Source organism: Streptomyces sp. NPDC048057, assembly GCF_040653095.1.
GTDB lineage: Bacteria > Actinomycetota > Actinomycetes > Streptomycetales > Streptomycetaceae > Streptomyces.
Genome location: NZ_JBEZNF010000008.1, coordinates 52,615 through 70,033 on the forward strand (window position 1 = coordinate 52,615; position 17,419 = coordinate 70,033).

General features: G+C 72.0%; 17 protein-coding genes. 8 read left to right on the forward strand and 9 right to left on the reverse strand.

Translation table 11 applies throughout. The features are described from left to right. Window positions 1-183 (reverse strand): ribbon-helix-helix protein, CopG family, encoded by a 183-nt coding sequence (locus AB0E05_RS10975; RefSeq protein WP_361961637.1) that lies wholly within the window; start codon window positions 181-183, stop codon window positions 1-3. Between the two features lie 261 nt (window positions 184-444). Between AB0E05_RS10975 and AB0E05_RS10980 the strand changes: the two genes are divergently transcribed. Both AB0E05_RS10980 and AB0E05_RS10985 read left to right on the forward strand, forming a co-directional pair. Next, window positions 445-822: a MarR family transcriptional regulator gene (locus AB0E05_RS10980; protein WP_361536922.1), complete on the forward strand. Its 378-nt coding sequence runs from the start codon at window positions 445-447 to the stop codon at window positions 820-822. 77 nt (window positions 823-899) lie between these two features. Beyond that, on the forward strand, window positions 900-2,204 hold the full coding sequence (locus AB0E05_RS10985) for an MFS transporter (protein WP_361961639.1): 1,305 nt from the start codon (window positions 900-902) through the stop codon (window positions 2,202-2,204). Between the two features lie 63 nt (window positions 2,205-2,267). Here the strand turns inward: AB0E05_RS10985 and AB0E05_RS10990 are convergent, their stop codons facing one another. From AB0E05_RS10990 to AB0E05_RS11000, 3 genes are all read right to left on the reverse strand, one after another. Further along, window positions 2,268-3,497 carry a hypothetical protein gene (locus tag AB0E05_RS10990; RefSeq protein ID WP_361961641.1) on the reverse strand — a complete coding sequence of 410 codons (1,230 nt, stop codon included), beginning with the start codon at window positions 3,495-3,497 and terminating at the stop codon, window positions 2,268-2,270. A gap of 188 nt (window positions 3,498-3,685) precedes the next feature. Then, the gene (locus AB0E05_RS10995; RefSeq protein WP_361961643.1) at window positions 3,686-4,093 is read right to left on the reverse strand and encodes a hypothetical protein; all 408 of its coding nucleotides are present in this window, start codon (window positions 4,091-4,093) and stop codon (window positions 3,686-3,688) included. Window positions 4,094-4,139: 46 nt separating this feature from the next. Next, complete coding sequence (locus AB0E05_RS11000) at window positions 4,140-4,559, reverse strand: hypothetical protein (RefSeq protein ID WP_361961645.1); 420 nt, start codon at window positions 4,557-4,559, stop codon at window positions 4,140-4,142. 414 nt (window positions 4,560-4,973) lie between these two features. Here AB0E05_RS11000 and AB0E05_RS11005 point away from each other — a divergent pair, with 414 nt between their 5' ends. Then, on the forward strand, window positions 4,974-6,611 hold the full coding sequence (locus AB0E05_RS11005) for a DNA repair helicase XPB (RefSeq protein WP_361961647.1): 1,638 nt from the start codon (window positions 4,974-4,976) through the stop codon (window positions 6,609-6,611). A 73-nt stretch (window positions 6,612-6,684) separates the two neighbouring features. Here AB0E05_RS11005 and AB0E05_RS11010 read toward each other — a convergent pair whose 3' ends face one another. Together AB0E05_RS11010 and AB0E05_RS11015 are read right to left on the reverse strand one after the other, a co-directional pair. Further along, window positions 6,685-7,125: a hypothetical protein gene (locus AB0E05_RS11010; RefSeq protein ID WP_361961650.1), complete on the reverse strand. Its 441-nt coding sequence runs from the start codon at window positions 7,123-7,125 to the stop codon at window positions 6,685-6,687. A gap of 142 nt (window positions 7,126-7,267) precedes the next feature. Next, on the reverse strand, window positions 7,268-7,465 hold the full coding sequence (locus AB0E05_RS11015; RefSeq protein ID WP_361961652.1) for a hypothetical protein: 198 nt from the start codon (window positions 7,463-7,465) through the stop codon (window positions 7,268-7,270). A 357-nt stretch (window positions 7,466-7,822) separates the two neighbouring features. Between AB0E05_RS11015 and AB0E05_RS11020 the strand changes: the two genes are divergently transcribed. Then, window positions 7,823-9,913, forward strand: a complete 2,091-nt coding sequence (locus AB0E05_RS11020) for an AAA family ATPase (RefSeq protein ID WP_361961654.1) — start codon at window positions 7,823-7,825, stop codon at window positions 9,911-9,913. 156 nt (window positions 9,914-10,069) lie between these two features. Then, window positions 10,070-10,645 (forward strand): hypothetical protein, encoded by a 576-nt coding sequence (locus AB0E05_RS11025; protein ID WP_361961656.1) that lies wholly within the window; start codon window positions 10,070-10,072, stop codon window positions 10,643-10,645. An 87-nt stretch (window positions 10,646-10,732) separates the two neighbouring features. Here the strand turns inward: AB0E05_RS11025 and AB0E05_RS11030 are convergent, their stop codons facing one another. Then, window positions 10,733-11,431, reverse strand: a complete 699-nt coding sequence (locus AB0E05_RS11030) for a copper homeostasis protein CutC (RefSeq protein WP_361961658.1) — start codon at window positions 11,429-11,431, stop codon at window positions 10,733-10,735. A 265-nt stretch (window positions 11,432-11,696) separates the two neighbouring features. On the opposite strand from AB0E05_RS11030, the gene AB0E05_RS11035 reads away from it, so the two are divergent. Next, a complete protein-coding gene (locus tag AB0E05_RS11035) occupies window positions 11,697-13,973 on the forward strand; it encodes a heavy metal translocating P-type ATPase (protein WP_361961660.1) in 2,277 nt (758 codons plus the stop codon). Between the two features lie 140 nt (window positions 13,974-14,113). Here the strand turns inward: AB0E05_RS11035 and AB0E05_RS11040 are convergent, their stop codons facing one another. Then, on the reverse strand, window positions 14,114-14,428 hold the full coding sequence (locus AB0E05_RS11040; protein ID WP_361961662.1) for a DUF6479 family protein: 315 nt from the start codon (window positions 14,426-14,428) through the stop codon (window positions 14,114-14,116). Window positions 14,429-14,560: 132 nt separating this feature from the next. After that, on the reverse strand, window positions 14,561-15,214 hold the full coding sequence (locus tag AB0E05_RS11045; protein ID WP_361961664.1) for a maleylpyruvate isomerase family mycothiol-dependent enzyme: 654 nt from the start codon (window positions 15,212-15,214) through the stop codon (window positions 14,561-14,563). A 94-nt stretch (window positions 15,215-15,308) separates the two neighbouring features. Between AB0E05_RS11045 and AB0E05_RS11050 the strand changes: the two genes are divergently transcribed. Both AB0E05_RS11050 and AB0E05_RS11055 read left to right on the forward strand, forming a co-directional pair. Continuing rightward, the gene (locus tag AB0E05_RS11050) at window positions 15,309-15,968 is read left to right on the forward strand and encodes a hypothetical protein (protein ID WP_361961666.1); all 660 of its coding nucleotides are present in this window, start codon (window positions 15,309-15,311) and stop codon (window positions 15,966-15,968) included. A 241-nt stretch (window positions 15,969-16,209) separates the two neighbouring features. Then, a complete protein-coding gene (locus tag AB0E05_RS11055) occupies window positions 16,210-17,418 on the forward strand; it encodes a Cmx/CmrA family chloramphenicol efflux MFS transporter (RefSeq protein WP_361962058.1) in 1,209 nt (402 codons plus the stop codon). Window position 17,419: the final 1 nt, after the last annotated feature.

Sequence of the window (17,419 nt, forward strand, 5' to 3'; positions counted from 1 at the left end):
TTAGCGGTAGAACTCCTCCGTCTCCTCGACGGCCGCCTTGAAGCGTTCGTCGAAGTCGTCCCGAATGAGCGTCCGGACCACGTAGTCCTGGACGCTCATTCCCCGTTTCGCGGCGTGCCGGCGGACACGTTCGAGCAGGTCGCCGTCCATCCGCAGGCTCAACACAGTCGATCCCGATCCCATGCGGTCAGCGTCGCCGTCCGCCCGCGGCCGGTGCGTCACTTTCCGGCTACGTATCACTCATACGGGTGATTGTGGGTTTCGTCGGACACCGCCCGGCGCTGCCCCGTGGAGCGCCTGCGGAAACCGACTGGTATTTAGACAGAGTAATGAGTTAAGCTAACAAACATGTCTGACCTGTCCACCGGCGGTCGGTCCGGCGACTCCCCCGAGGACGCCCCCGACCCCGACGAAGCCGCTGTGAACGCACTGCGCTCGGCCGTGATGCGGCTGGGCCGCCGGCTGAAGCACCAGCGCGTCGACGAGTCGCTGAGCCCCACCGAGATGTCGGTGCTCGGCACCCTCGCCCGCTGTGGTTCGGCCACCCCCGGCGAGCTGGCGCGCAAGGAGCACGTCCAGCCGCCGTCCATGACCCGGATCGTCGCACTGCTGGAGGCCAAGGGACTGGTCCGGCTGGAGCCGCACCCGGACGACCGCCGCCAGAAGGTCGTCAGCCAGACCGAGCAGGCCGAAGCCATGCTCGAAGAGAGCCGCCGCAAGCGGAACGCCTGGCTGACCGCCCTCGCCGAGGGCCTGGACGAGGACGAGTGGGCGAAGCTGCGCGCCGCAGCCCCGGTCCTGGAGAAGCTCGCGCACCTGTAGAAGCCAAGCCGAGGAGGCGACCACCTTTGCGTACGGGATCCGGAACAGATTCCGCCCCCGCACCTGCCCCTACCACCATGTTCAGCTCGCTGAAGATCCGTAACTACCGGCTCTTCGCGATAGGCCAGGTCGTCTCCAACACCGGCACCTGGATGCAGCGCATCGCCCAGGACTGGCTGGTGCTCACCCTCACCGGCTCCGCGTCCGCGGTCGGCATCACGGTCGCGCTCCAGTTCCTGCCGATGCTGCTCTTCGGCCTGTACGGCGGAGTGCTCGCCGACCGGCTCCCCAAGCGGCCCCTGCTGCTGGGCACCCAGTCGGCGATGGCCCTCACCGGCCTCGCCCTCGCCGCGCTCACCCTGACCGGCCAGGTCCAGGTCTGGCACGTGTACCTCACGGCCTTCCTGCTCGGCCTGGTGACCGTGGTCGACAACCCGGCCCGGCAGACCTTCGTCAACGAGATGGTCGGCCCGGACCAGCTCGCCAACGCGGTCAGCCTCAACTCCGCGAACTTCCAGTCCGCCCGGCTGGTCGGCCCCGCCGTCGCCGGCGTGCTGATCACCGCGGTCGGCAGCGGTTACGCCTTCCTCTTCAACGGGCTCTCCTTCGTCGCCCCCATCGTCGGCCTGCTGATGATGCGCACCTCCGAGCTGCACAAGTCCGTCCGGGCGCCGCGCGGCAAGGGCCAGCTGCGCGAAGGGCTGCGGTACGTCTCCGCGCACCCCGAACTGATCTGGCCGATCGTCCTGGTCGGCTTCATCGGCACCTTCGGCTTCAACTTCCCCATCTGGCTCTCCGCCTTCGTCGACGAGGTGTACCACTCGGGCGCCGAGACGTACGGCCTGCTGAACACCCTGATGGCGATCGGCTCGCTCGCCGGCGCCCTCCTCGCGGCCCGCCGCGGGGCCTCGGGGATGCGGATACTCGTGGGCGCCGCGGTCCTCTTCGGCGCCCTGGAGGTCGTCGCCGCGTTCGCCCCGTCCTTCTGGCTCTTCGCGGCGCTGCTGGTCCCGATCGGCACGTTCGGCCTGACCGTGAACGTGACCGCGAACTCCAGCATCCAGATGGCCACCGACCCCGCCGTCCGGGGCCGGGTGATGAGCCTGTTCATGATGGTCTTCGTCGGCGGCACCCCGCTGGGCGCGCCCCTGGTGGGCTGGATCACCGACGCGTACGGCCCCCGCATCGGCTTCGCGGCCGGCGGGCTGGTCTCCCTGCTGGCGGCCCTCGGCGTGGGCGTGATGCTCACCCGGGCGAGCAACGTCCGGCTCAAGCTCGACCTCCGCCGCGGCCACCAGCACCTGGTCTTCGTCCCCCGCCAGCGCACGGCGCCCGAGCGGGAGCCGGAGCGCGAGCGGGAGGCCCTGCCCGGCACGACGTAGCCGCTCGCCCGACGCGGCGGCGGACCGCTGGACGGAGGCCTGAGGGCTCAAGCGCCCACGGACCTACGGCCGGCCGGCCGCCGCGTCGAAGAAGCGCACGACCTGCGGCAGCGCCTGGCGCACCGAGCCGTTGTGGTCGTAGGGCCCCACGTCCGTCAGCCCGTACGCGGCGCCGTTCGCCGCCAGCTGCGCCGCGCAGTGCCGGGCGTGCGCGAAGTCGACGTCCTTGTCGCCCTTGGCGTGGAAGATCCGCACCGGGACCTCGGGGCGCCAGTCGCAGGTGGTGTCCAGCTGGCGCAGCCGGCGCGCCAGATCTCCGGTGGGGTTGCGGACCTTCTCCAGGAACTGCGGGGTGAACAGGTCGCGGGAGGCCGGCGTCAGCTTCGCCAGGATCTCCTGCGGTTCGTACGCGCCGTTGAAGAGCTCCTCGGCGACGGCGTCGTACGGCGCCTTGAAGGCGTCGCTCGGGGAGTCGTACAGCCCGCCGTACATCCAGTTCCACGCGGTGGCGAAGTAGGCGAGGTAGAGCCCGGACTTCTCCACCGCGTCGTCGGCCGCGGCCTTCTCGAAGGTGCTGAGGTCGAAGGGCCCGCCGACGGGCGCGAGCGCACCGAGTCGGAAGTACCGGTCGGCGCCCTCCTGTTGGAGTGCGCGGCCCATCAGCATGGCCGCGGGGCCGCCCTGGGAGAACCCGCTGATCTGCACGTTCCGCTCCAGGCGCCGGCCCAGGTCCCGCGCGGCCTCGCGCGCCGAGCGCAGCCCGTCCACGCCCGCGGCGACCGTGGCGCGGGGGTCCCCGTAGGGGTGCCGGCCGGGGCTGTCCTTGCCGAGTCCGACGTAGTCGGGGGCGGAGACGGCGCGTCCGGTCGAGGCGAACAGCAGGGCGGCGCGGTGGTCGTTGGTGTCGGTGCGCGCGCTGGCGACGTGGGTCTTGGTGACGGTCGTGCCGTGCAGCCAGGACACGACCGGCAGGGACCGGTCGCCGTTGTCGGGCAGGGCGACGAGCTGGCTGGCCACGACGGGCGCGCCCCGGTGGTCCACGGTCCGGTACTTCACGAGGTACGTGGACACGCCGTGCCGCACCTGGTCGGTCGCCACGTGCGGGGTGAGGGCGTCGACGACCTGCGCCCGCGTGAAGGTGCGCTGCAACTCGTACGAGACGAGCGCGCCCCGCACCCGCTCCGTCCCCACGGCTGCGCCCGTGCTCGCACTCGTGTTTGTGCTCGCGCTCGTGGTCGCCGCGGCCGGTGCGGCGAGTCCGCCGATGCCCGCCAGGACGAGCGAGCCGGCCACAACTGCCCTTGCTGTGCTGCGTCGTTGTTTCATTGCCATGCGTCGATCTTTTCGACGGCGGCCCGGCCGCGACCATGGTGCTGGCGCCCGAGTGATCCACCGGGAGGTGGGAGTCCGGGGGTGGGGACAGCCCCCCGGGGCGCCCCGGGAAGGCGCCGCCGCCGGGGGACAGCGGCGGCGCCTCGTTCTCAGATGTGCAGAGTGAGCGCCACGTTGACGACGAGCGGACCTGTCACGTCACGGATGGTGGGGGCGTAGCACCCGGCAGTGCCGCCTGCCCCCATGGCGCTGAACGCACAGTTCACGTTGCTGCCGTAGTTGGAACGAACCGTCCCCGAGATGTAGACCTTCGCGGCAGTTGAGTTCTGCACGACAAGCACGGCCTGGGCGTCACCGAATCGGTTCAACACATTGCACCACTTCGACTTGACCCCCGAGTTCAACGGGTGCCCCACGTAGGGACCGCAGGTCCAGTCAGAGGTGGTGTTGACCGGCTTCCAGTTGACCTCGGGAAAGGCGTTCGCGCTGGCCGGTGACCCGGTGAGGGCGAGGGCGCCGGCCGCGGCGCCGGCGATGGCGAGGGCTTTCAAACGCACGGGACTTCCTTCCGTTCTGGGACGGGGACGGGCGACGCGCGTCGGGTCAGTAGTGGTCCGTGATGCCGTTGACCGTGAACGTCCCCCTGGGCAACGGCTTGGGGGACGGGTCATGGTCCACGACGGCGCCCGGGCAGCTGTGCCCCGCGCCGGGGGCGAAGGTGGCCACGGCGCAGTCCGCGTTGCTTCCCCACGCGGTGCGGACCTGGGCCGAGACGGTCACCGGGGAGCCGGACCTGTTGAACACCTCGACCACCGCCCGCACGCTGCCGCCGCCGGACGTCACGCAGCGCGACAGCTTGACCTCGGGGAAGGCCGCGTGCGACTTCCCCAACTCGCAGTGGGTGAAGCCCAGGGACGGCGGGCGTTGCCAAGGCGTCGTCACCGCGCTGGCCGGTGCGGCCGTGAGGGCGAGGGCGCCGGCCGCCGTCGCGGCGAGCACGCCGACCCGTAATCGACTTCTCATGGATTCCCTTCCGGTTGCCTTTGTCACTGTTCGACTTTCGCCGCGGATCAGCATGCGTCCGACGAAAGCCAGAGCGCAATGAGCACCATCCCCCCATCACGGAGAGATGATCGAAAAGGCAATTCCATGGCCAATTACATGCATAGGGAAACTGGCGAGAAATGCCGGATCAGCTGCCGGCCGTCGGATATTTTCGGGGTGCGGTCCACCGGTCGGTGGACACCCGGCGTCGGACTCGGCTGGTACGGCGGCCGGACGCCGCTTCGAAAGCGCGTGATACTCGGTGATAGCCCCGGTGGCCGGGCGGCGCGCGACCAGGCGCCGTCGTCCTGATCGGCGCTCCACGTTCCTCCCGGAGTGGGGCACACTGGAGGTTTGGTTCCTCGGAGCCATCCCGATCGAGAAGGGTGGAGAGTGAACGGACCCCTCATCGTCCAGAGCGACAAGACCCTCCTGCTGGAGGTCGACCACGAGCAGGCCGACGCCTGTCGTCGCGCCATCGCGCCCTTCGCCGAGTTGGAGCGGGCGCCGGAGCACATCCACACCTATCGCGTGACGCCGCTGGGGCTGTGGAACGCCCGGGCGGCCGGGCACGACGCCGAGCAGGTCGTGGACGCGTTGGTGGCGTACAGCCGCTATCCGGTGCCGCACGCCCTGCTGGTGGACGTCGCCGAGACCATGGCCCGTTACGGCCGGCTGACGCTGAGCAAGCACCCCACGCACGGGCTGGTCCTGACGAGCACGGACCGGCCGGTGCTGGAGGAGATCCTGCGCTCGAAGAAGGTCCAGCCCCTGGTGGGGGCGCGGATCGACGCGGACACCGTGGCGGTGCACCCGTCCGAGCGCGGGCAGATCAAGCAGACCCTGCTGAAGCTGGGCTGGCCGGCCGAGGACCTCGCGGGGTACGTGGACGGCGAGGCCCACCCCATCGAGCTGGACGAGTCGGGCTGGGCACTGCGGCCGTACCAGAAGCAGGCCGTCGAGGGCTTCTGGCACGGCGGCTCCGGCGTCGTGGTGCTGCCCTGCGGCGCGGGCAAGACGCTCGTCGGCGCGGGCGCGATGGCGCAGGCCAAGGCGACCACGCTGATCCTGGTGACCAACACCGTCTCCGCCCGGCAGTGGAAGCACGAGCTGGTGAAGCGGACCTCGCTGACCGAGGACGAGATCGGCGAGTACAGCGGGACGAAGAAGGAGATCCGGCCGGTCACCATCGCCACCTACCAGGTGCTGACGACCAAGCGGAAGGGCGTCTATCCGCACCTGGAGCTGTTCGACTCCCGGGACTGGGGGCTGATCCTCTACGACGAGGTGCACCTGCTGCCGGCGCCCGTGTTCAAGTTCACCGCGGACCTCCAGGCCCGCCGGCGGCTGGGGCTGACGGCGACCCTGGTGCGGGAGGACGGCCGGGAGTCGGACGTCTTCTCCCTGATCGGACCGAAGCGCTTCGACGCCCCCTGGAAGGAGATCGAGGCGCAGGGGTACATCGCCCCGGCGGACTGCGTGGAGGTGCGGGTCAATCTGACCGACTCGGAGCGCCTGGCGTACGCCACCGCCGAGACGGAGGAGAAGTACCGCTTCTGCGCCACCACGGCGACCAAGCGGAGGGTGACGGAAGCACTGGTGGCCAAGCACCGGGGCCAGCAGACGCTGGTCATCGGGCAGTACATCGACCAGCTCGACGAGCTGGGCGAGCACCTGGACGCCCCCGTCATCAAGGGCGAGACGTCGAACGCGCAGCGGGAGAAGCTCTTCGACGCCTTCCGGCAGGGCGAGATCTCCGTGCTGGTGGTGTCGAAGGTGGCGAACTTCTCGATCGACCTGCCGGAGGCGACCGTCGCGATCCAGGTCTCGGGCACCTTCGGCTCGCGCCAGGAGGAGGCTCAGCGGCTCGGTCGGGTGCTGCGGCCGAAGGCGGACGGGCACGAGGCCCGCTTCTACTCGGTCGTCGCCCGCGACACCATCGACCAGGACTTCGCGGCGCACCGCCAGCGCTTCCTGGCGGAGCAGGGGTACGCCTACCGGATCATGGACGCGGACGAGCTGCTGCACTGACGGGCCGGGGCCGCCCGGTCCACCCCGGGCCGCGCGCCCGGGGCGGACCGGGCGGCCGCCACCCGGGCGGCCGTCAGCCGTCGATCACCACGAGGACGGGCGCGGCGCACACCAGTGCGTACTGGACGGCGACGATCCAGGCGCGCACCGTGTTCGTCATCGTCCCGACCGGGCTGAACAGGGCGACCGCGCCGGTGAGGCCGCCGATCAGCAGGCCCCAGTACGCCGCGGCGGCGATCGGGCCGGCCACGCCGTCGCCCTCGTAGGCGTAGGTGAGGGTGATGGCGGCGCACAGGACGAGGGAGCCGAGGAGGAAGAGCATCCCCAGTCCGGCCATCAGCCGGGCGGGCGCCGCGGACGAGGAGGCGAAAGGGGCAGCGGAGGCGTCAGGGGCGGCTGGCGCGTCGGCGGTACCGGGGGTGGCGGAGACGTCGAGGACTTCGGTGGCTTCGGGTGCTTCAGGGTCGTCGGCGACGACCGGGGTTTCGGGGGCGGGGCGCTGCGGCGACGTCATGTCGATCATCAAAGCCGCGGGCCCGGCGCGGCGCCTCCGTCGGGGCGCTCACTCACGGTGCTCACTTACGGCGCCCATCGCTCAGTGCGGCTGAGTACGCGTACTCAGCGCATCTCAGCTCATGAGAATCAACGGGGCGATATCAGCGGCGCCGGACGCCCGCCTCCTCCGCATACTCCCCGAGGACCGTCACGGAGAATATCGTCGACGCGAATACCTTGACCGCGCGCATCGCATTGCCGACGTGGTGCGCGGAGTGCGGGGCGCCCGTCGCCGTGGCACCGTGGTGCCGGGGGCCGGGGACCTTGGCTGCTGCTGGGGTGAAAGTCGCTGTACTCATATCTCTATGATGCTTTTCCCCGCAGGTCAGCGCATCGGTCGGACGGAGTAACCTCCGGTCGACCTTCCTACGACTCCAGGCATAAGGGTTTCCCTTAGGGGACGGCACTTCCGGAGGATGGCCGGCCCCCGTCTCCTCCTACCGAAGTCGTTCCCCCGTACTACTCGTCTCCTCCTCAGGATGGTCAACCGGCTCCACCCGCCCCACCCGTCACGCGAAAACCCGTTCGCCGCCGTCCGGGCCGATGAGTAAACTGCTCCGCCTTGCCCGCCTCCCTCCGTGGAGTGCCACCGCCCGGACGGAAACCGGCGGTCTCCTGCCGTTCCGCTCTCACCGCACCCCCGCCGGAGGCCCGCCGTGCCCGCACACACCCCCCCGACCAGCGCCGACGCCACCGCCGACGCCGATCCGCTCGCCCGCGAGCGCGCCCACCTCACCTCCTCGCGCGCCGCGCTGCGCACGATGCGCGAGGAGGTGGAGGCCCTCGACATCGGCGACGTCACGGCGAACTGGGTCAACAAGCAGGCCCTGGAGGCGCGCACCGAACTGCGGATCAAGGAACTGGCGGACCTCGCGCACACCCCGCTCTTCTTCGGCCGGCTCGACTACGACGACGGCGACCACCGCGACCACGCCTTCTACATCGGCCGCCGCCACGTGCACGACTCCGTCGGCGACCCGATGGTGGTGGACTGGCGCGCACCGGTCTCCCAGCCCTTCTACCGGGCCTCCCGCGCCGACCCGCAGGGCGTCGCGCTGCGCCGCCGCTTCGGCTACACGGGCGGCGACCTCACGGCGTACGAGGACGAGCACCTTGCGGCCGGCGCCGATCCGTACGCCCCGACGTCAGACGGCCCCCGCGCCAGCAAGCTCCTCCAGGAGGAGATCGAACGCCCCCGCGTGGGCCCCATGCGGGACATCGTGGCCACCATCCAACCGGAGCAGGACGAGATCGTCCGCTCCGGCCTGTCCGGCACGGTCTGCGTCCAGGGCGGCCCGGGCACCGGGAAGACCGCGGTGGGCCTGCACCGGGTCGCCTTCCTGCTGTACGCGCACCGGGAGCGGCTGGCCCGCACCGGCACCCTCGTCATCGGGCCGAACCGTTCCTTCCTGCGCTACATCGAGCAGGTGCTGCCGGCGCTCGGCGAGTTGGAGGTCAAGCAGGCCACCGTCGACGACCTGGTGGCGCACGTCGAGGTGCGGGGCACGGACGAGGCGCCGGCGGCCGTCGTGAAGGGCGACGCCCGCATGGCGCAGGTGCTGCGGCGGGCCGTGCGCGCGCACGTGACGCCGCCCGCCGAGCCGGTGGTCGTCGTCCGCGGCTCGCGCCGCTGGCGGATCCCCGCGTACGAACTCCAGGAGATCGTCGCCGAGTTGCTGGCGCGGGACATCCGCTACGGTGCCGCGCGCGACGCACTGCCGCAGCGGATCGCGCACGCCGTCCTGGTCCGCATGGAGCAGTCGGGCGAGGCCCCGGACGACCGGGTGCAGGACGCGGTGGCCCGCAACCCGGCCGTGAAGGCGGCCGTCAAGGCGATCTGGCCCCCGGTGGACCCGGCGAAGCTGGTCCTGCGGCTGCTGTCGGACCCGGACTTCCTCGCCACCCACGCGGACGGGCTGCTCACCGCCGACGAGCAGCGCACCGTCCGGTGGGCGAAGCCGCCGCGCAGCGTGCGGTCGGCGAGGTGGTCCGCCGCGGACGCGGTGTTGATCGACGAGGCCACGGACCTCGTGCAGCGCACGCACTCCCTGGGCCACGTGGTGCTCGACGAGGCGCAGGACCTCTCCCCCATGCAGTACCGGGCGGTCGGGCGGCGCTGTTCGACGGGGTCGGCGACGGTGCTGGGCGACCTGGCGCAGGGCACGACGCCGTGGGCCACGGGCAGTTGGCAGGAGGCCCTGGCCCACCTCGGCAAGCCGGACGCCGTGGTGGAGGAGCTGACGGCCGGCTTCCGGGTGCCGCGCGACGTCATCGCGTACGCCTCGCGGCTGCTCCCCCACATGTCCCCCGGTCTGACGCCGGTCTCCGCGGTCCGCGAGTCGCCCGGGTCGCTGGCGGTGCACCCGGTCGACGGCGACGACGGCGACCAGGCCGACGACGCGACCGTCGTCGCCGCGTGCCGCACCGCACTCCAGCAGGAGGGGTCGATCGGGCTGATCGCCGCGGACGCCCGGGTGCCGTCGATCGCCGCGGCGCTGACCGCCGCGGGCCTGCCCCACCTCGACCCGGGCACGGAGACCACGTCGGAGTCCCGGCTCACCCTGGTGCCCGCGTCCCTCGCGAAGGGTCTGGAGTACGACTACGTGGTCCTGGACGACCCGGCGTCGATCGTCGCGGGCGAGCCGGACGAGCGCACCGGGCTGCGCCGGTTGTATGTGGCGCTGACCCGTGCCGTATCCGGGATGACGATCCTTCACCACCAGCCGCTGCCCGCCCAGTTGGGCTGACGGACGCCGCCGTCCGGGCCGTCGGACCGCGTCGGACCGCACGATGTGCGACCGGTCGGCCCGGGCGCGCAGAACCGTACGACCATTCCCCCGGCCGCCTTGTCTGGACAGACACGTACGACACTCTTCGCAACTCCACCCTAACTGGGGGAATCCATGCGCAATCGCTTATGTACCCGTGCCGCCGCACCCGCCGTCGGCGCCACGCTGACCCTCACCGCGCTCGTCGCCCCCGGGACGCAGGCGGCCGCCTCGCCCGTACCGCCGCCGCCCACGACGGTCGACGGCTACGCCAGCAACAGCCGCTTCGTCGTCGGCACCACCGCCCCGAAGACCGTCACCGCGACGTTCTGGGCCACCGACCCGCTCCTCGTCAAGCGGCTCGGCGCCCGGCTCTTCCAGGGCACGTCCCCCGCCGACGCGCAGCGGTGGTGGCACCCCACCAAGACCACCTGCACGGGATCGGCCACCAGGAAGCACTGCACCGCGGCGTTCGCCTTCAACTGGAACACCCGGCGCTACGTCGGGTACGGGGGCCAGCAGGTCCACCTCGCCTTCCGCCGCACCGACGACCCCTACCACGTCGGCCTCGCCACCAGGACGACCGACCGCCGCGGCAACGTCAAGGTCGCCCTGCGGGCGTACCGCGACGGCTCGTTCCGCTACGACTTCCACGGGACCCCCGGGGTGCGGTACGCCGCCTCGACGCCCGACTTCGTCGACGTGCGCTGATCCCGTTCCTGCCGTGGCAACACGACGGCCGCTCCCTCGCCTTGGGGGAGCGGCCGTCCGCGTTCTCAGTTCCGCACTCCGTACGCCCTACGCGTCGATCGCCGCGCGCCACGCGCGCACCGCGTCCGCGCTCACCGGACCCGACCAGCCGTGCGGGCGGGCCGCGCCGCCGATGTGGAAGCCGTCGAGGCCGGCGGCGCGCAGCGCCGGCAGGTGCTCCAGCCGCAGGCCGCCGCCGACCAGGAGCCGTGCCTCGTAACCCGGTTCGTCGTGCCGCGCCGCCTCCGCGAGGAGGGTGGGCAGCCCGTCGTCGACGCCGCCGGCCGCGCCCGCGGTCAGATACGTGTCGAGGCCCGGCAGGTCCGCGAGCTGCTTGCGCAGGGCGTCCCGGTCGGTGGCGTTGTCGATCGCCCGGTGGAAGGTCCAGGAGCAGCCGGAGATCACCGCGAGCAGCCGTTCGACGGTGACCAGATCCGGATGGCCCTCGGCGTCGAGGAAGCCGAAGACGAACTCGTCCGCGCCCTCCTCGCGCAGCCCGGCCGCGGCGCGCACCAGCGCCTCCACGTCGTCGTGCGTGCCCGCCGAGAAGCCGTCGGTGAGCCGCAGCATCACTCTGAGGGGGACGTCGACGGCGGCGCGGATGCTGGCGAAGGCCTCCCGGGACGGGGTCAGTCCGTCCGCCGCCATGTCCGTGACCAGCTCCAGCCGGTCCGCCCCTCCCGCTTGGGCCGCGATCGCGTCCTCGGCGTCCAGGGCGATCACCTCCAGAAGCGCACGGTTACTCATGTGTACCCATTCCTCCTGGAGAGACGGCTGCGACCCGGTGACGGCTTCGGCTAGGCCCTAGGCCGGGTCCGGCCTGAGAGGTCTAGTCCATTGCACTCAGCCTAGTCCGCGGGCAGCACGGACGCATCAGCGGGCCGGTGAGAGTGGCGTGGAAACAACGGCCGGAGAGAGGGGTTCCGCCTTGCGTTTTATACCCAGGGGGGGTATACATGGATCTCGGAAGGGATACCCTCTAGGGGTATGAGTCACTGAGCAGGGAGGAACCATGGCGCACACGGCCACCCACCAAGAGGTGGAACTCGCGATCGGCGGCATGACGTGCGCCTCCTGCGCGGCCCGCATCGAGAAGAAGCTCAACCGCATGGAGGGCGTCGAGGCGACCGTCAACTACGCCACCGAGAAGGCGAAGGTCACCTTCAGCGAGGGCGTCGACGTCAAGGACCTGATCGGCACCGTCGAGGCGACCGGCTACACGGCCGCCCCGCCGAAGCCCAAGAAGGACGCCGCGGCGGCGTCCGGATCCGGTGCCGACACGGCCGACGCCGAAGGCGGCGAAGAGGACGACACCGAGCTGAAGACGCTGCGCGAGCGACTGATCACCGCGCTCGTCCTCGCCGTCCCGGTCATCGCGATGGCGATGATCCCGGCGCTCCAGTTCCAGTACTGGCAGTGGCTCTCGCTCACCCTCGCCGCACCCGTCGTGGTCTACGCGGGCTGGCCCTTCCACCGGGCCGCCTGGAAGAACGCCCGGCACGGCGCGGCCACCATGGACACCCTGATCTCGGTCGGCACCATCGCCGCGTTCCTGTGGTCCATCTACGCACTGTTCTGGGGCCACGCCGGAATGCCCGGCATGACCCACCCCTTCGAGCTGACGATCGAGCGCAGCGACGGCTCGTCCAACATCTACCTGGAGGCCGCGGCCGGCGTCACCGCCTTCATCCTGGCCGGGCGCTACTTCGAGGCCCGTTCCAAGCGCAAGGCCGGTGCGGCGCTGCGTGCCCTGATGCACCTGGGCGCCAAGGAGGTCACCGTCCTGCGGGACGGCCAGGAGGTCCGCGTACCGACCGCCGAACTGAAGGTCGACGACACGTTCCTGGTCCGCCCCGGTGAGAAGATCGCCACCGACGGCGTCGTGGTCGAGGGCTCGTCCGCTGTGGACGCCTCGATGCTCACCGGCGAGTCCGTGCCCGTCGAGGTCGGCCCCGGCGACGGCGTCACCGGCGCCACCCTGAACGCGGGCGGCCGGCTGGTCGTGAAGGCCACCCGGGTCGGCTCCGACACCCAGCTCGCCCGGATGGCGCAGCTCGTCGAGGACGCGCAGAACGGCAAGGCGGCGGCCCAGCGGCTGGCCGACAAGATCTCCGGCGTCTTCGTCCCGATCGTGATCCTGCTCGCCATCGGCACCCTGATCACCTGGCTGACCCTCGGCGAGGGCTGGGCAGCGGCCTTCACCGCGGCGGTGGCCGTGCTGATCATCGCCTGCCCCTGCGCCCTCGGGCTCGCCACGCCGACCGCGCTCATGGTCGGTACGGGCCGCGGCGCCCAGCTCGGCATCCTGATCAAGGGCCCCGAGGTCCTGGAGACCACCCGCAAGGTCGACACCGTCGTCCTCGACAAGACCGGCACCGTCACCACCGGCAAGATGACCCTGCTCGGCGTGCACCCCGCCGCCTCGACCGACGAGGACGAGGTGCTGCGGCTGGCGGGCTCCCTGGAGAACGCCTCCGAGCACCCGATCGCCCAGGCCGTCGCCACCGGCGCGGTCGAGAAGGTCGGCGCGCTGCCCACCCCGGAGGACTTCGTCAACATCCCCGGGCTCGGCGTCCAGGGCATCGTGGAGGGCCACGCGGTCCTCGTCGGCCGCGAGAAGCTGCTCGCGGAGTGGGAGATCCGACTCCCCGAGGAGCTGAAGGCGGCGAAGGACGCGGCGGAGGCCGCGGGTCGCACGGCCATCGCGGTGGCCTGGGACGGCGAGGCCCGTGCGGTCCTGGAGGTCGCCGACGCGGTGAAGGAGACCAGCGCCGAGGCGATCACCCGGCTCCGCGGGCTGGGGCTCACCCCGATCCTGCTCACCGGTGACAACGAGGCCGTGGCGAAGGCGGTGGCCAAGGAAGTCGGCATCGACGAGGTGATCGCCGAGGTCATGCCGGAGGACAAGGTCGACGTCGTCAAGCGCCTCCAGGCCGAGGGCCGCAGCGTGGCCATGGTCGGCGACGGCGTCAACGACGCGGCGGCGCTCGCCCAGGCCGACCTCGGACTGGCGATGGGCACCGGCACGGACGCGGCGATCGAGGCCAGCGACCTGACCCTGGTGCGGGGCGACCTGCGGGCGGCGGCGGACGCGATCCGGCTGGCGCGGCGGACGCTCGGCACCATCCGGACCAACCTGTTCTGGGCCTTCGCCTACAACGTGGGCGCGCTGCCGCTGGCCGCGATGGGTCTGCTCAGCCCGATGATCGCGGGTGCGGCGATGGCCTTCTCCTCGGTCTTCGTGGTCGGGAACAGTCTGCGGCTGCGGGGCTTCAAGGCCGCGCGGTGAGCGGACGGCAGGTGACAGGACCACCCTGGGTAAGGGGGTAGGAGGAGGGGTCCGGGCGCTTCAAGCGCCCGGACCCCTTCGCGTTCCGCCGTCGGTCCGCGCTCCGTCGCACGGCGGCGTTCCCTCGCGAGGCGGCCCGCTCAGCCGCCGAGACCGCCGCTGCCGAAGGACCCGCTGTGGGCGTTCGGCCCGTGCTTGGGCCGTTCCTCGCGGCCCTTGCCGGTGCTGTGGCTGCTGTGGGGGTGCATGTTGTACGGGAGCAGACGTTCGCCGTCGTGCGGGAACGCGTCCTCGTCCGCCTCGCGGATCTCCTCCACGTGGGCGGGGCGGTCGGGCTTGTGCGGCTGCTCCTCGGGGCGGGGCGTGACCAGGGCGGCACGACGGCGGCCGTCCCACCACATGGCGGCGCACAACAAAGCCACCAGGACGATTCCGAAGAAGATGATTCCGAGCATGTCTGCCTCCGTGTGAGGTGGCACCCGTCGGTGTCTCGCCTTCCAGTGTCCCCCCAAAGGGCAGAACGGGCATAAGCGCTTATTTGGCTGCCGCGGTTCTTCCGCTCGGGTGTGACGGCCCAGGTCCGGTGCTCAGGTGAAGACGATCAGATCCGCCTCGGTCGCCCCCGTCAGCTCGTACCGGGTCCCGGTCAGCGGACGGCCCGCGATCAGCCGGACCAGCGTCGTCGCCGAGCCGGTGTACGTCGCGGGCTCGGGGCTGTCGGCACCCAGGACGAGCGGGGCGTCGTGCCCCTCCAGCCGGGCCAGCAGCGGCTGCGTGCGCCGGGCCCGAGTCAGCGAGGCGAGCAGCCGCAGGGCGTACGGAAGCCCCTCGCCCTCGTACGCCGCCGGCTCGCGCAGCGCCTCCCGCAGGTCACCGGCGTGCACCCACTCGCCGAGCGCGACCGCGTCGAGCTTGCCGTGCCCGGCCGCGGCGATGAACGGCCCGGCGTCGGTCATCCCGCGCTCCAGGGCGTCCACGACCTGCTGGTGCGAGAGGTCGGCGACCGCGGCGATGTCCTCCTCGTTCGCCTCCGGCGTGAACACGCCCTTCTCGAAGCGTTGGTCCACCACCCGCTGGAGCACGGTGGCGCAGTGGGCGACGACGTGGCGCACCGTCCAGCCGGGACAGCACGTCCGGATCGCGAAGTCCTCGTCGGGCCGGGAGCGCAGCAGGGGGATCAGGGCGTCCCGCTCGGTACGGAGGAGGAGGCCGGGCAGTTCGGGGTCGCGTACGGAGTCCATGCCTCCACCCAACCCCAAAGTGCGCCTGCGCCTCCAGCCCCCGGCACGCACGGCCCCGGTCACGAAGGGGGCGGGCGGGTCGTACAGTCCCCGCATGGACGTGACCGAAGACCTGCGCGCCCGCTGGGTCCGCACCCTCGTCGCGGCCCGCGGCGCCGGGGCGCCCGGCCCCGATCCGCTGCCGTACGCGGAGGACCTGCTGGCCCGCTGGGCGGAGCCGCAGCGCCGCTACCACACGACCGCGCACCTCGCGGCGGTCCTGACGCACGTCGACGCGCTCGCCGCGCACGCCGACGCACCGGACCTGGTCCGCCTCGCCGCGTGGTTCCACGACGCGGTGTACCTCCCCGAGCGCTCCGAGAACGAGGAGCGCTCGGCCCGGCTGGCGGAACGGGCACTGACCGAGGCGGGGCTGGAGGGGGCCGCGGTGGCGGAGGTGGCGCGCCTGGTGCGTCTGACGGTGACGCACGCGCCGGCGCCGGACGACGCGAACGGGGCGGTGCTGTGCGACGCGGACCTGGCGGTGCTGGCGTCGCCCCCGGACGCGTACGCCGCGTACGCGGCGGCGGTACGGGAGGAGTACGGCTTCGTCCCGTCCGCCGCGTTCCGGCGCGGCCGGTCGGAGGTCCTGCGCCACCTGCTGTCCCTGGACCGTCTGTTCCACACCCCCCACGGCACCCACGTCTGGGAACGCCCGGCTCGCGCCAACCTGACCTCGGAACTGACCCGCCTGACGAAGCCCGGCCCGCCCTGACGCTCTCGGCAGCGCCCCCTCCACGACGGCGCGCGCCTGTTTTGCTTCCCTCCGTCGTTCACCACCGGGCCGCAGAGACCAGCGCGCCCGCAGGGAAACCGCGGGGACGTCCAGCCGCAGCCACGCGCAGAACGTGGCGTACGACACCGCGCGCGCATCGCGTGTTGGGGGAATGGGGGGAAGGGACATCGCCGTTGGGGTTGTCATGCCCCACTCCGCGCCCTCCGCCGAACACCCCCGCATGCCGCTCGCCGTCTACATCCTCGGACTCTCCGTCTTCGCCCTCGGCACCAGCGAGTTCATGCTCTCCGGGCTGCTACCGCCCATCGCGGACGACATGGGCGTGTCCATACCCCAGGCGGGCCTGCTGATATCCGCGTTCGCGATCGGGATGGTCGTCGGCGCGCCGCTGCTCGCCGTCGCGACGCTGCGGTTGCCGCGCAAGGCCACCTTGATCGCCCTGATCTCGGTCTTCGGCGTGGGCCAGGTCGCGGGGGCCGTCGCGCCCACGTACGAGGTGCTGTTCGCGTCGCGGGTGATCAGCGCCCTCGCGTGCGCCGGGTTCTGGGCGCTCGGCGCCGCGGTGTCGATCGCTATGGTGCCGGTGAACTCGCGGGCGCGGGCCATGGCCGTGATGCTCGGCGGGCTGTCGATCGCGAACGTCCTCGGAGTGCCCGCGGGCGCCTTCCTCGGTGACCACTGGGGGTGGCGCGCGGCGTTCTGGGCGGTCGCCCTCGCCTCCGCGGTGGCGCTGGTCGGCGTGGTGACGCTGGTCCCCCGCATCCCGCCGCCCGCCCAGCGGCCCGAGCTGAAGCGGGAGCTGTCGATCTACCGGGACCGGCACGTGTGGCTCGCGGTCGCCGCGACCGCCCTCGCCGGCGGTGGCGTGTTCTGCGCCTTCTCGTACCTCGCACCGCTGATCACGGACTCGGCCGGCATCGCGGAGGGCTGGGTGCCGTGGGTGCTGGCGCTGTTCGGCCTCGGTGCGCTGATCGGTACGGCGATCGGCGGCCGGGTCGCGGACGCGCACATGTTCGGGGTGCTGCTCAGCGGCATCGCGGCGTCCACGGTCTTCCTGACGGTGCTGGCGCTGTTCGACACCGTGCCGGCGGTGGTGGTCACCGTCGCGTTCCTGCTCGGGGTGTCCGCGTTCTACACCGGCCCGGCGCTCAACGCCCGCATCTTCAACGTCGCGGGCGCGGCCCCGACGCTGGCGGGCGCGACCGCGACGTCGGCGTTCAACCTGGGCAACACCGGCGGCCCCGCGCTCGGCGGCCTCGTCATCGACGCGGACTTCGGCTACGGCGCCACCGCCTGGGCGGGTGCGGCGATGCTGGTGGTCGCGGTGGCGCTGGTGGCGCTGTCGATGCGGCTGCACGGCGCGACGCGCGTGGTGGCGTCGTCCACGAAGACGGCCGCCGCGCCCCACCCGGCCACGGAGCACGCGTAGG